The organism is Niallia tiangongensis, assembly GCF_044704065.1.
Classification (GTDB): Bacteria; Bacillota; Bacilli; order Bacillales; family Cytobacillaceae; genus Niallia; species Niallia tiangongensis.
In genome coordinates, this window is record NZ_CP162613.1 from 2,857,864 (window position 1) to 2,872,811 (window position 14,948).

The 14,948-nt window shown below is 34.8% G+C and carries 11 protein-coding genes and 1 pseudogene; 1 reads left to right on the top strand and 11 read right to left on the bottom strand.

Features of this window, described 5'->3' with window-relative positions:
* Positions 1 to 607 precede the first annotated feature (607 nt).
* From AB3U99_RS13725 to AB3U99_RS13750, 6 genes are all read right to left on the bottom strand, one after another.
* Positions 608 to 2,233, bottom strand: a complete 1,626-nt coding sequence (locus AB3U99_RS13725) for a glycerol-3-phosphate dehydrogenase/oxidase (RefSeq protein ID WP_400248073.1) — start codon at positions 2,231 to 2,233, stop codon at positions 608 to 610.
* A gap of 299 nt (positions 2,234 to 2,532) precedes the next feature.
* Positions 2,533 to 4,023, bottom strand: a complete 1,491-nt coding sequence (glpK, locus tag AB3U99_RS13730; RefSeq protein WP_400241762.1) for a glycerol kinase GlpK — start codon at positions 4,021 to 4,023, stop codon at positions 2,533 to 2,535.
* Positions 4,024 to 4,051: 28 nt separating this feature from the next.
* The gene (locus AB3U99_RS13735; protein ID WP_400241764.1) at positions 4,052 to 4,870 is read right to left on the bottom strand and encodes an MIP/aquaporin family protein; all 819 of its coding nucleotides are present in this window, start codon (positions 4,868 to 4,870) and stop codon (positions 4,052 to 4,054) included.
* Positions 4,871 to 5,188: 318 nt separating this feature from the next.
* On the bottom strand, positions 5,189 to 5,734 hold the full coding sequence (locus tag AB3U99_RS13740) for a glycerol-3-phosphate responsive antiterminator (RefSeq protein WP_400241766.1): 546 nt from the start codon (positions 5,732 to 5,734) through the stop codon (positions 5,189 to 5,191).
* A 90-nt stretch (positions 5,735 to 5,824) separates the two neighbouring features.
* Positions 5,825 to 6,472 (bottom strand): phosphatase PAP2 family protein, encoded by a 648-nt coding sequence (locus AB3U99_RS13745; RefSeq protein ID WP_400241767.1) that lies wholly within the window; start codon positions 6,470 to 6,472, stop codon positions 5,825 to 5,827.
* A 62-nt stretch (positions 6,473 to 6,534) separates the two neighbouring features.
* Positions 6,535 to 7,368 (bottom strand): Ku protein, encoded by an 834-nt coding sequence (locus AB3U99_RS13750; RefSeq protein ID WP_400241769.1) that lies wholly within the window; start codon positions 7,366 to 7,368, stop codon positions 6,535 to 6,537.
* Between the two features lie 215 nt (positions 7,369 to 7,583).
* Between AB3U99_RS13750 and ligD the strand changes: the two genes are divergently transcribed.
* Positions 7,584 to 8,783: a DNA ligase D gene (ligD, locus tag AB3U99_RS13755; RefSeq protein WP_400241771.1), complete on the top strand. Its 1,200-nt coding sequence runs from the start codon at positions 7,584 to 7,586 to the stop codon at positions 8,781 to 8,783.
* Positions 8,784 to 8,819: 36 nt separating this feature from the next.
* Here ligD and AB3U99_RS13760 read toward each other — a convergent pair whose 3' ends face one another.
* From AB3U99_RS13760 to AB3U99_RS13780, 5 genes and pseudogenes are all read right to left on the bottom strand, one after another.
* Positions 8,820 to 9,749, bottom strand: a complete 930-nt coding sequence (locus tag AB3U99_RS13760) for an RNA ligase family protein (RefSeq protein ID WP_400241773.1) — start codon at positions 9,747 to 9,749, stop codon at positions 8,820 to 8,822.
* A gap of 68 nt (positions 9,750 to 9,817) precedes the next feature.
* Positions 9,818 to 10,478, bottom strand: a pseudogene (locus AB3U99_RS13765) (thermonuclease family protein).
* A gap of 70 nt (positions 10,479 to 10,548) precedes the next feature.
* A complete protein-coding gene (gene dapF / locus AB3U99_RS13770) occupies positions 10,549 to 11,535 on the bottom strand; it encodes a diaminopimelate epimerase (protein WP_400241775.1) in 987 nt (328 codons plus the stop codon).
* A gap of 150 nt (positions 11,536 to 11,685) precedes the next feature.
* A complete protein-coding gene (locus AB3U99_RS13775; protein WP_400241777.1) occupies positions 11,686 to 12,921 on the bottom strand; it encodes an EAL and HDOD domain-containing protein in 1,236 nt (411 codons plus the stop codon).
* Positions 12,922 to 13,147: 226 nt separating this feature from the next.
* Positions 13,148 to 14,446: an NCS2 family permease gene (locus AB3U99_RS13780; protein WP_400241779.1), complete on the bottom strand. Its 1,299-nt coding sequence runs from the start codon at positions 14,444 to 14,446 to the stop codon at positions 13,148 to 13,150.
* Positions 14,447 to 14,948 lie beyond the last annotated feature (502 nt).

Here is a 14,948-nt window from a genome sequence, read left to right on the forward strand (position 1 = left end):
TAAGGAAATACACTAATACTATTTAATGGTGTAAATGCCTAAAACAACGAAAGCCCTACCTCTCTTTCATCCTTACGGCTCCTAGGCCGTGCCAGTGTGAATTTAGGGTGAATTGTGCAGAACACAAAAATACATTTCTGAAAAAAATAATGGAAGGATTAATCCGCATTAGGAAGGATTTTAAATGTGTTTTTGAAGATAATTGGAGTGTAATTGTTATGAATGTTCTTATAGAGCTGTTCCGTTTACTTATAAATATCTTAGTTACCTTACACATAATTCTACAAAATTCTTTTTAAACCTCAAATACATACAAGGAACATCATATCTTAGAATTGGATATAAGTCAACTTTTAATCTCCCTATTTTTTGTAAAATTATTAATTTAATGGTTATCAAAACCCAAGTAAATTAACAAAAGAAGATGTCCTTAAAACCGCAGGCTAAATACAGTTCGCTTTCCGTGGGGGGGCGGTGCCATCTTCGCCTTTTTTGCTTATCCCACTTAAGTCTATATGTATTCAGCCTACTCAGTATTTTCCCAATAAACTTCCCCTATCTTTAGTAAGTTTTTAGACTGTTAAAAAAAGAGAATAATTGAAGGAATTTATTTCTTAATCAAATTTCCTTCAATTGGCACTGTGGCTTTTTGGATTTCTTCTTCTAATTCAGCTGATAATATTTTTTTTCTTTCTTCGCTCCAATTAAAATAATCTGCCATATACTCTATTACCGCTTCCTTTATTTCTTGTACTTTATCTATATCAAAAAGTAGCATTCCTGTTCGTCTTAAAAGAACATCTGTAGGCGTCATAGCAAATTCATATTCCATGGCATAACGAATTCTTGAAAGTACTATTGGAGTAAGCTTTTCAGAACTTCCAATTGACTCTTTTACTAGCTCATAAAGAATTGGAGCATTACTACCATATAACGTTGCGATTTTTTCTGCACCCTCATTAGAGAGCCCTGCATTAATTCCCTTCACTACTATATCTTTGATATATGTCGAAAATCCTTTTGAACCTCCAACTTCACCACCTGAAATTGGCAATGATTTTGTCATACATTTTTTAAATGTTTTTTCTGTTTTTTCTTGCAATCTACTTGCAACTAGATTAACAACAGTTTCTGCCATTTTTCGATAACCAGTTAGTTTGCCTCCAGCGATGGTAATTAATTTACTTTCAGACTCCCATATTTCATCTTTTCGCGAAATTTCAGATGGGTCTTTTCCATCTTCCAAAATTAATGGTCTAACTCCCGCCCAGCTTGATTCTACATCCTCCGCTGATACGGATACGGAAGGGAACATAAATTTAATTGCCCCTAAAATATAATCCCTATCTTCTTTAGACATTGATGGATGGATGGGATTATCACTATAAAAGGTATCTGTTGTCCCTACATAGGTTTTACCATCTCGCGGAATCGCGAAAACCATTCTGCCATCAGGAGTATCAAAATATATGGCTTGTTTTAGGGGAAATACCGATTGATCAATAACTAAATGAACCCCTTTTGTTAGCTGAAGCGTTTTTCCTTTCTTGCTTCCATCAATTGTTCTTAACGTATCCACCCATGGCCCAGTTGCATTGACAATAGTATTTGCATAAATTGGATAAACGGTGCCTTCTATTAGATTTCTAACTTCAACACCTTCCACCTTACCATTTTTATCATATAAGAAGTTTTCTACTTTCGTGTAATTAATGGCAGTCGCCCCATTATCTACTGCTTTTTTCAGTACTTCAACCGTTAAACGACTGTCATCTGTTCGATATTCCACATAGTATCCGCCACCTTTTAGACCATCTTTTTTAATTAAAGGTTCTTTAGATAGCGTTTCATCCTTTGATAACATTTTTCTACGTTCTGATTTTTTTACTCCAGCAAGAAAATCATATACTCTTAAACCAATATTCGTTGAAAATTTCCCGAAGGTTCCTCCTTGATGCAAGGGAAGGAGCATCCACTCAGGCGTGGTCACATGTGGGCCATTTTCATATACAACCTCTCTTTCTTTCCCTACCTCTGCAACCATTTTCACTTCAAATTGCTTTAAATAGCGTAGTCCTCCATGAACTAATTTCGTCGATCTGCTCGAAGTTCCAGCTGAAAAATCTTGCATTTCTACTAGCGCTACTTCCATTCCTCTTGTTGCTGCATCTAAGGCAATCCCCGCACCTGTTATACCTCCACCAATAACTAACACATCAAATTTTTTATTCATTAATTGCTGTTCTATTTTTTCTCTATTACTTGGCTTCTTTTGCAAAGTAATAACCTCCCTTTAAGTGAAAACCATGTTGGTTAAATTATGTTCTCTGTTGAAACAAATGGGTTAATTGAGTTGTAAGCAGTTTTTTTAGGGAAAATAAAAAGAGACCACAAGGCTACATTACCATTAGAATGATAATGCGTTGTGGTCTCTCCGATTCTCCAGACAAAATTATTAACTTGAGTAAATTATAACATATTATTCTTTATATTCATAGTATTTATATTATTTAAATAAGTAAGTAATATTTCTTATTTAAAAGCCATCGTTGCCTTGACTGCTTTCTTCCAGCCTTTATACAATTCTTCTCTTCTATCTTCTTCCATTTTTGGTTCAAAGGAACGATCCAAACTCCATTGTTCTGCAATTTCACTTTGATCTTTCCAGAATCCAACAGCTAATCCTGCAAGATACGCAGCTCCCAGCGCGGTTGTTTCATTTACAACTGGTCGTTCTACTGGAACATTTAGTATATCTCCTTGGAATTGCATAAGGAAATTATTTCGAACTGCTCCTCCGTCTGCTCTTAACGTTTTTACTTGAATATTCGAATCTGCTTCCATCGCAGAGAGAACATCTCTTGTTTGATAAGCAAGTGATTCCAGTGTCGCACGAATAAAATGCTCCTTTGTTGTTCCTCTTGTTACGCCAAACATCGCACCTCTTACATGACTATCCCAATAAGGTGTACCAAGTCCTACAAACGCTGGAACTAAATACACTCCATCCGTTGATTCCACTCTGCTTGCATATGCTTCACTATCCTTCGCATCCTTTAGCATTCTTAGTCCATCTCGTAACCATTGAATAGCAGATCCAGCAACAAAAATACTTCCCTCTAGCGCATACTGCACTTTTCCATCTATTCCCCATGCAATTGTTGTTAATAGACCATGATCTGACTTGACTGCCTTCTCTCCTGTATTCATGAGCATAAAACAGCCTGTTCCATACGTATTTTTCGCCATACCAGCTTCAAAGCATGCCTGCCCAAATAATGCAGCCTGCTGATCTCCAGCAACTCCCGCAATCGGAATTCTATTACCAAAAAAATGCCCTTCAACCGTATATGCGTATATTTCAGAAGAAGGCTTTACTTCGGGAAGCATCGATTTTGGGACTGTTAAAATATCTAGTAATTCCTGATCCCATTTTAAATCATAAATATTAAACATTAATGTACGAGATGCATTTGTATAATCTGTTACATGTGCTTCTCCACCTGACAATTTCCAGATAAGCCATGTATCGATAGTTCCAAATAACAAATCTCCATTTTCTGCTTTCTCTCTTGCCCCATCTACATGATCTAAAATCCATTTAACCTTTGTACCCGCAAAATACGCATCAATCAATAATCCTGTTTTATCACGGAAAAGCTGATTGTAGCCCTGTGTTTTTAATTCTTCACAAATTTCATTCGTTTGCCTAGATTGCCAGACGATTGCATTGTAAATAGGAACCCCAGATTTCTTATCCCATACAACTGCTGTTTCACGCTGATTTGTTATCCCGATTCCTTCAATTTGTTCTGGTTTAATTTCAGATTCCGATAAAACGGTTGCAATTACAGCTAGAATGGAACCCCAAATTTCATTAGCATTATGCTCTACCCAGCCTGGCTTTGGGAAAATTTGCGTAAATTCTTTTTGTGCAACATGCACAATTTCTCCTTTTTTATTAAAGATAATCGCTCTAGAGCTTGTTGTCCCTTGATCTAATGATAAAATATATTTTTCCATATTAATTCCTCCCCAGTTTAGTAAATATTTACGCTACTTTTTTACTAATACTCTTACTTTCCCCTTTTGTCATAAAAAATGCAAGCATTAAAACAATCGCATTTATGCCTAAAACTATCCAGAAGCTGGATAAGACAATTCCTTTAAAAAGATACGTATATATTACTGCCGCTAGGGAACCTCCGAGAATCGGACCAATTACCGGTATCCATGCATATTCAAAATTGGATGTTCCTTTTCCTGCTATCGGCAGTACAAAATGGGCAATTCTTGGACCAAGGTCACGAGCAGGATTAATTGCATAACCCGTTGTGCCTCCTAATGACATACCAATTACAACAATCAATAAACCTACAGCTATTGGGTTAAGACCTTCAGTAAAACTATTTGCACCAATGAATAACAATCCTAGTACTAACATAAACGTTCCAATCAACTCACTTAATATATTGGAAAAAGTATGTGGAATAGCAGGACCAGTTGAAAACACTGCTAATTTTGCACCAGGATCCTTTGTTGCTCCCCAATGTGGAAGATAGTGCAAATAAACAATACAGGCTCCTAAAAACGCACCAATCATTTGCGCCAATATATAAGGACCTACTTGATTCCATGGAAAATCCCCAGTTATTGCTAGAGCAATCGTAACTGCAGGATTTAGATGCGCTCCACTAATGCTTCCTACAGCAAATACACCCATTGCTACTGCTAATCCCCATGCAATCGTAACAACAATCCAACCACCGCCATTTGAGAACGCTTTTTTTAAGTTTCCACCTGCTACGACCCCTCCGCCAAATACAATCAGAATCATTGTTCCAATAACTTCTCCCATAAACACAGACATTCGAATCCCTCCAATCATTTTTTCACTCTGTTTCATTTCGATTTTACACAAAAATTAAAAGCAACTTTTTTGACTCTAGTTTGAAGCTTGTTATTACATCTTTTTGATTCAAATCACAGAGTGTAATTGGTTAAAAAATGCGCAAAAAAAGGAGAGCACTACAGATTATCGCCAATAAATAAATTATGGCAACCTGCGTGCATCTCCTTTTCTCCTACACATTAAATTAACTTGTAAATTTATTGTAACCGCTTACCTACAGACTGTCAATTTTTTTTGATATTTCCACTATAAAAATAGTATTTACTCATTATCAGCTCACTTTATATTTTCCCATAACTCTCTTTTGGAGGTAGTAATACTTGTAGCACCAGCTTCGATTGCTTTTATAACATCTTCTTTTGTGCGAATCAAACCACCAGCAAGTATAGGTACATTCAAACTCTCTTTAATTTCCTTAATCATCCAAGGCATTGCACCAGGAAGAACTTCAATATAATCCGGATGCGTTCTTTGAACCAATTTAACACTTTTCGCAATCGCATGACTATCGAGCAGGAAGACCCTTTGTATAGCAATTACATTTTTCTGCTTTGCTTTTAAAATAACCGATGATTTTGTAGATATTACCCCATATGGCTTAAACTCTTGACAGATAAACTCTGTACCAAAATCATCGCTTTTTAATCCTTGAATTAGGTCAACATGATAAATCATTTTCTTATTTGCCTTTTTTGCAAGTAGGCTAATATGCTTTAATTGAGAAATATGCACCTCTAAGAACACGCCAATTTCATAATCACTTTTTAAAAAAGCTTCAAATTCCTTCATATTTGAAGATGCAGGTATGATATGCTGATTCATTTTTCTTCCCCCAAAATTCACTTTATTGCAAAATTAATATACCTTGTATATGCTCCTCAATATTAACAAACTCTCTTTAAGATTAAAAAATTATCGTTTCGATATAATTTCATATAGCCGAAAAGCTAAAATACAAACGGCTGAATAGGCAATTCCAATTGAATATCCGCCTACAACATCTGTCGGATAATGGACTCCTAAATATATTCTGCTTATACCAATTTGAATGATAGATAGACAAGCAACCATATATGCAATTATTTTATTTCCAGTCGATTTCACAATATGTATAAATAAGTAAGCACATGAACCAAAGAAAATAAGAGAGCCCATTGAATGTCCACTTGGGAAGCTATATCCTTCCTCTATTATAACAGGCAAAATATCTGGACGCTCTCTTTTAAAAAACCATTTAAGCAATTTATTTAACAATGCACCGAAACCATTTGCAAAAACAAAAAAGATTGCTAAAGCATATTTTTTTCTCCATAACAAAAGAACAGTAATTATTAGTAATGCAGTGGTTATAAAAGATACGGATCCTAAAAATGTCACCCGTTCCACCCATATTGTTAAATCATCTGAAATAAATGACTGTATAAAATCAATAATCGTATCGTCAAAAGCAATGATATCAGAACTGGTAACTAGTTTTGCTATTAAATAAAAAACACAACTAAAAGTTATGATAATAGCAATCATCAGGATTATATACTTTAATGTTATTTTTCTTTCCATGTTAATCCCTCACTACTTTTCGGTGCTAGCTTGTCAATGCAAGCTTAGCACCTATCTAAATTTTAAGCTTCTTTAGCAACTTTCTTTCTCGTTGTTTTCTTCTTCTTTTCTTCTGTTTTCTTTGGCTTTGTATTATCAATGGAAGCTTGAAGCGCAGCCATTAGATCCATGACATTCGAATTTTGTTGCTTATCTGTACCTGTCACTACTTCTTCTCCAGTTTTTTTCGCTTCAATTAACTGAAGAAGCGCGGTTCTATATTCATCCGTGTATTTTTCCGGTGTAAACTCTGTTGTTAATTGGTCTATTAATAAAATGGCTGTTTCTAATTCTTTTTTCTCCATTTGATTGGCCGCAGGTACATTTGGTACATCTTCCACCTTGCGAACTTCATCAGGAAAATGAATCGTTTCCATCACAAGCGTATTTTCATACACTCGAATAATGGCTAATTGCTCCTTTGAGCGAATAATGATTTTTGCGATTCCTACTTTTCCTGTTTCAAGCAAGGCTTGTCTTAATAAAGCATATGCCTTATTTCCTCCCTCACCTGAAGACATATAATAACACTTTTCGAAATAAATGGGGTCAATTTCTTCCATTTTCACAAAATCAATAATCTCTACAGCTTTATCCTCATTCTCTTTGCGAAGATTTTCTAAGTCTTCTTCATCGAGAACAACATATTTTCCCTTTGCATACTCATATGCCTTTACAATTTCTTCTGGAGCTACTTCTTTATCACAGGCAGAGCATTTCTTTTCATATTTAATAGGAGCATGACACGCCTTATGAAGCGTTCTTAGCTTAATATCTTTATCCTCAATTGCAGAATGCAACTTAATCGGTATACTCACTAATCCAAAACTTATATTTCCTTTCCACATCGTGTGCATAGTATATCTCCATCCTCTTTTAATTAGATTACTTCCATAAAAAATTAGTACGATTTCTTACCATGAGCCATATAAATCGTTTTTTATATCTATTAATACATTGTGTTTCCATGTCTTTTTCATACCATTTAATTATTGGTAGTGAACATCATTCATACATAGCAACAAAGCAAGGATATACTATTATTATCGAATGATTATCAGGAGGATTACTTATGCATACAGCCGCATTTTTTATTAGTAATTATCATAAAAAAGCTGAGACATTTAGTGTTAGCGTCTGTTTAAATAAGGAAATAATAACTGTCGGGAATTTTAAAAAAGGGTTAAAGGAAGAGGAGAAGACCGCCCTGTTAGGCATTATAAAAGAACATTGCCAAAAAGAAGATGAAGATTTTTATTATATGGATCCAGGAATTTGTGTGGAACTACATTTTTCCTCATTCAAACATCATGAAATAATCAATCCTGTTTTCTCTAAATTTTTATTTAAACAAAATTGGCGCGAATGCACATTAGAACATTTACTTCTAACAGCTGGCACTACCATTACTCACCCTGACAAACCACTTTTTCCCGATACGAGCATTACTAAACTCGATTATCTTTTATACTTAAAGGAGGTAAGTTCCTATTTTCTTCCTTTTTTGCAAAATCGGTTGCTGACAACCATTCGCTTTCCCCATGGTCTGTTTGGAGAATCATTCTATCAAAAACAATGCCCAGATTATGCTCCTTCGTTTATAGAAACATATGTAAATGAGGACATTCAATATATTGTTTGTAATAATCAAGAAACTCTAATGTGGTTGGGAAATCAATTAGCTTTTGAATTTCATATCCCATTTGAAACAATCTACTCAAATGGAATGCCCTCTGAAATTGTATTTGATCTAGACCCGCCTTCAAGTGAACATTTTCATATGGCAATCGAAGCAGCAAAAGTTTTGCAAAAGATTTTGGATAGATTGCACCTACAATCCTTTTTAAAAATCTCGGGAAACAAAGGGATACAAGTTTATTTACCACTTCCTGAAAAAACTTTTTCTTACGATGAAGTGCGGCTTTTCACAGAATTTATCGCGCATTATATGATAGAAGCAAATCCAGAACTTTTCACAATTGAACGACTGAAAAAAAACCGAAAAAATAGATTATACATTGACTATATCCAGCATAGTGAGGGAAAAACGATTATTGCACCCTACTCTATTCGCGGTAACAAAGGTGGATATGTTGCGTGCCCAATCGAATGGAAGGAACTAACAAATAACCTGCATCCTAGTCAATTTCCAATGAAAACTGTCCTGCAAAGATTAGAAAAAGGGATTAATCCATTTTCTACATATTTTGAAGCAAAAGAAAAACAGCCGTTCCGTCAAGTCCTGGAAATTTTAACACAACACCAAAAATAAACAGGGAGTTCCTGTAAGAGGATCACTCCCTGTTTTTTATTCCAACAAACACTCTTCTATAGGGACCGTTACAAAGGATTCAATCACTGGATGTCTTAAGGTTCTGCCCTCTGTCCACTCTAAAAAGGAAATTTTCACAGTAAGAGCTGGTCTTAGCCAGACACCATCCTTAACATCTATTTGATTAAAAAAAGGATTGTCCTTGATAATAATTGGTTCAATGGCATTTGTTATGGCAACCCAGTCTTTTGCTGTTAATTTTCCAGAACCAGCACTACCAATATAAAATAATTTTCCTTCCTTATCAAACTGTCCAAGTTGAAGGGAATGGACAGTCTTATTTTTCAAAGTAACCCCACCCACTACTGCGATTAAATCCTGCTCTTTTTTTCTCTTTCTCCATCTTGTATCTTTTCCTTCAAGTACATATGTACTTTCAAGATTTTTACAAACAATTCCTTCGAGCTGATGCTCCATGCAAACGTTAAATAAACCTTCTGTATCGGAAAAGCTTTCCACTAGCCGAATTACTTCATTTTCAGTAATCCTTTCTCGTAGTATTTGTTGCCTTTCTCGTAGAGGCTTATCTAATAACCATTGGTCATCAGCATACAGGATATCAAAAATCATATATGTAATGGGAACTCCCTGCTGTAATTGGCTAACTCTATCCAAATTTCGTACTCGATCGCGCTTCATTACTTCATAAAAAGAAGGCTTGCCATTCTGTAAAGCGATTATTTCTCCGTCCAAAATACAATTTTCAGCCCGAATATACGAATTTGGACGTAAGAGCTCCGGATATTGTTTTGTTCTTTCGTTTTGCTTTCTATTAAATAATTGAGTTTTATCCCCATCATAATAGGTGAGTATCCTTGTTCCATCCCACTTCACTTGGGCAATCCACTGGTCACCTTGCGGAATTACATCAGTTAAGATTGGTTCAAACGGCTTTATTGGCTTCATTGTAGTTATCCTTTTTATCCTTACCATTTACTAATTGAAAAATAATATACTGCCATAAAATTAGAATACTATCGCTTAAGGGCACGAAAGCCAGCCTTAATAGCTTCCTCTTCAGACCAAAACATAACTTCCGCCTTTATTTGTTCATACCATGGAGAATCAGGTGTATGATAGATTTTCTCCGCACCTATATTCCCTTTAATATTACATGCTTTTGTAGCATTCGATTTATTTGAATCCATGGATTCTGGATGAAATCCATCTTCTTGTGCATAGTTCTTTATTTCCCATATACCTACACCTTTTTTCTGTGCATGTTTCTATATCTTTTCGAATTCATCCATATAACGAGTATTAGGCGCATACACATAAGCTACATGAGCAAGCCCTCTTTTTAGTAATTCTTCTTGAATCATGACATTATCTACATAAACATAGGCTAAGAGTCTGCCGTATTTATCTCGATTCTGTCCGATGTCGAATTCTAATTCAAGCGTTTTTGCTTGTTCCACTAGCTTAGTAGTAAATTCCTTCGCATCTTGTCCAAATGGCTGTTTTCCTAATCGCGGATGGGAAGTTTCTGGTGTGTCGACTAATAAAAACCGCACATTTTCTTATTGATTCTGATAAAGTACAGGTATCCCCGTCGATAGGCTTTTGAAGAGTGACCTCTATACGATCCTTATGCTTGTTTTGTTGTTCTGAGTTTGCTGCGCATCCAAAAAGCATCACTATTAAAATTAGTAATCCATACACTGACCTTTTTATCCTATCTATATAGAAAAAACTATTATAAACCTTACTTTAAATGAGCCTCTACATAATTTTGTGCTTCTTCTTGTAGTTTATTATATTGGATAGCTTCATCTTCGAAATAAACCTTATTCTTAACGATAAAGTTTTCGATTGTATCCCACTCTAAAGCTACTTCTGCACGATAAACATAAGTTGCATTTCCAATTAAATCAATACGGTATTGACCATTTTGATGATGAACATAGCAGCGAACTTTACCACCATTATTATATACATCAACATAACTATTTTCTTTATTATATCCATTTAATATCGTAACAAGAGTAGATGCGCTCATCGCCGTCCCGCATGCATTTGTGAATCCAACTCCTCGTTCATATGTACGAACATAGATGCTGCCTTGTTCTAATATCGAAACAAAGCTAACATTAACTCCATCTGGGAAATATTCATTTGGTCCATTTACATATTTACTTAACGTTTCTTGTACTTCAGAATCAAGAATATCCTTATCTACTAGCGTAATTAAATGCGGATTTGGTACTGCCAAAGCGGTAAATGACAAATCTTTATGAAGCCCTTGGATTTTCTCATTCAGTAATGTATCTGATTCTATATGCAACGGAAGATCCTTCGTTTTAAATGATACAGGAGATATCTCCACTAAATAAGTAGGTATGTTTGGATAAATATCCGCTTCATTTTTCACTTCCAAATTAGCTTTCATCGTTTCAATTACAGCCTCTTCTACTTCAAGCAATTCACAAACATAACGTGCAACACAACGAATACCATTTCCGCACATAGACGCTTCCGATCCATCTGCATTAAATACTCTCATTCTTGCATCAGCTACTTGACTTGACATGACATAAAGAATTCCGTCCGCCCCCAATGAAGACTCTCTGTTACACAGCGCTTTAGCTAATTCCGCTCTTGCTTCTTCGGAAAACTGATAACCATCTGTTATCTCATCTATAATTAAAAAATCATTTCCACTACCATGACATTTTGTAATTTTTAAATTCATTTCCCAATTCCTCCAAGCTAATTTCAATCTTCTTTCATTTTACTGTTCCTGCGTCTAACCTGCAATCAATTCTTCCTAGTAAAGGATAATAGAAAATAACAAAAACCTTAACGGCTTATAATAAAGTCGTTAAGGCTCCTATTTCAAACATTATAAATAATCTTCATCTAAAAGCTTTTTAGCCCATGAAATGGATTCTGCATATACTTTAAATAATTCTTTTTCCTGTATATTTAACTCTTTACAGCCAAGTCCAATGCTAGACCAGTCAGCTGTTTCTGCAGCTATGACCAATTGAAGTACATCTCGTTGCATATTTTTCTCACCTGATAAGGCTTGCACAATCGTTTCATCTAGAGGTAAATCAGAAAGAATTGTTGCCATATCTCTATTCATAATAGTATCCATAAGTGAGAACATCCCAGTTAAAAAAAAACTGCCATATTCCAATCTACCAGGTATTAGCTTTGCTACCGATTCACACATTTTAGAGCGGATTATACAATTATGCATAACTTCAAATGAGATTCCATTCTTCCACTCTTTTTCTCTCACCGTTAAAACGTAAATCCATTTTTGCAGCTCAATAAGTCCAATATAAATAATCGCATTTTTAATACTAGTTACTTTTTGCTTTATCCCATAGCCTAGTGTGTTTATTAATTTCAATAGTTTATAGGACAATGAAATATCCTGTTCGATTAATTTTGAAATACGATTAATATCTGGATCTTCATCATTCAAAAGTTCAAGTATTTTGTAATAAGTATGAATATAGATTGGTACATCATGAGAAGACATAATCAGTGGTCTAGAAAAGTAGTAGCCTTGAAAATAATGATATCCTTTGTTTTTAGCTTGTTCATACTCTTCACTTGTTTCCAGCTTTTCTGCAACCAATTCAATTTCATGCTTTCTTGCCAACGTTTCCAATTCCGCCCTCGAATCAATGGTCGTTTGCTGAAAATCAACTTTAATCATATCTGCTAGCAATAGCAAGGAGTGGGAGTATTGATTACTTTTGTCAAAAATAAAATCATCTAACGCTAATTTGTAGCCTAGTTGTTTAAGCTCTAAACAAATATTGATTATTTTTTGACTAGGAATAACGGTTTCGAGAATTTCGATTACAATGTCTCTTGGTTGAAAATATGTCGGTAGCCTTAGTTCTAATAAATTTTCTGTGAAATTGATAAAACAAGGTTTTCCGTCTGATAGTTTATCTATTCCAATATTAAAGAAACTGTTAATAAGCACTTCGGTTGTTGCCTGATCTCCATTTACATTTGGAAATGAATTTATATTATTATGTCTATAAAGTAATTCATAACCATAAACTTCTTCCATTTGATTAAATAGTGGCTGTCTCGCCACAAAAACTTCCATTCCTTTACCTCCGTCAATCTATTTATGCCATAGTTATTGCCATTTTAATAAATTTATAAGCAGAAGGTTGTCGAACCTTGAGTGTAAGATTATTATTTTTATCGTTTAAATTGTCTTATTATAGGGGCATCTAAGGTGCAGTTTTATTTGCGATGATAAAGACCATCCTTTATCCTGGTAAGTTAGTAAAAAAAGAATTTTGATAAAGGATGGTATTTCTCTTTGATTAATGTGTATATTGTAGTATAAAATTAATCAAAAACAATGAGGATATGAAATACAAAGGAAGTGAAACTTCTTTTGCTTTACCTAATGCTATCTTTAAAATTGGGTAAAGGATAAATCCAATTGCCATGCCATCAGCGATACTGTAAGTAAATGGAATCATGGCTATAATAAAGAAACTGGGGAAACTTTCACTTAAATCCTTTAAATCCAGATTACGGATATTCTGTAGCATTAATCCTCCAATAATAATTAAAATCGGTGCAATGGCACTGTCTGGTATTAATTTAATGACAGGGATAAAAAACGCAGAACAAAGAAAAAGAAGCCCTGTTGTTACCGCGGTTAAACCTGTTCTTCCACCTGCAGTCATACTTGCAGAGCTTTCCACTGTCGCTACCGTTGGACTTGTGCCAAAAAAACTAGAAAGAAATACAGAAATAGAATTAGCACGAAAAGCCTTTGTAAATCGCTCTGGTCTGTTAATATATTGCACATGGTTATTTACCAGTCCAATATTCTCAAAAATAAGTACCATTGTTAGTGAAAATACAGCAATCCAGAATGGAATCGTTATAAGTTTATCAAAAGACAAATGACCAAACACATTTTTGTATTCTTGCAAGTGAAGCGATTGACTATTTCCGCTATTTACATCAATTAGCCCAAACATCCATGCTATGAGTGTCCCAACAACAATCGTAATTAGGAAGTTTCCCTTCACATTTCTTAAGAATAGGACAATACTAATTAAAAATGTGAGTACAGTTGCTAATACATGTAAATCGCTAAACGATCCCAATGCAATAATGGAATTCGTTCCTCTTTCTACAATCCCGCCTTTTTCCAAACCGATTAACATTAAAAATAAACCTAACCCAACCGTAATCGATTCTTTTAACGAAACAGGGATTGAATCACTCACAATCTTTGCAAGTTTCGTAAAGGCAACAATCATAAACAAAATTCCTGAAATGAATACAACCGCAAGAGCTTCTTGCCAGGTTAGAGCCATTGAATTTACAATTGTATAAGAAAATAAAGCATTAATCCCCATACCTGGCACAAGTAAAATCGGAACATTCCCGTAAAATCCCATTAAAAAACAGCCCACTACTGAAGTAAGAATTGTGGCAATTATTGCTGCTTCTAAAGGAATACCTGCTTCTGCCAAGATTAAGGAATTTACTACCACAATGTAAACAACAGTAAAAAATCCAATAATCCCTGCAATAATTTCACTTTTAATAGTTGTTTGACTTTCCTTTAGCTTAAAAAATGAAAAAATATAATCTTTCATCTGAAATACCTATTTAGTTATAGCCCTCTCCCTACCCGCTTCCCCCTTAAAAATAAGAAAAGCATGTCAGATATTGACATGACTTTTAGCATTAAATAGGGTAGCCACAAGAATTTATGATAGCAGATTACCATTGCTTTGCCAATGTTTTTTAGGAGAAAATACTGACTTTTTCCTACATATCACGATGATTTTTCATTTTTATAGTATTATTTTCTTATTAAAAGTTCCTGCATAAAGTAGGGTAACTTTTTTTTCGTTTATACTTGCGTTCATGAAAAGAAATGGCCGCTTTCTAAAAGATTGTTTCTTTTTCAATAGGGAAAATAAATTAATTAGAAATACTGGTAGCCTGAATCCACGTAGACTCCCTATGAGAGCTACGAGAAAGTCCGAGATCCTGCAGGAGCACAGCGACGAAGCGGATCGGCGCTCGCCCCATGGAAAGCGAAGTGTATTTAGGCTGCGGATCATGGCATGACACTTTACGAAAACAGTCAAA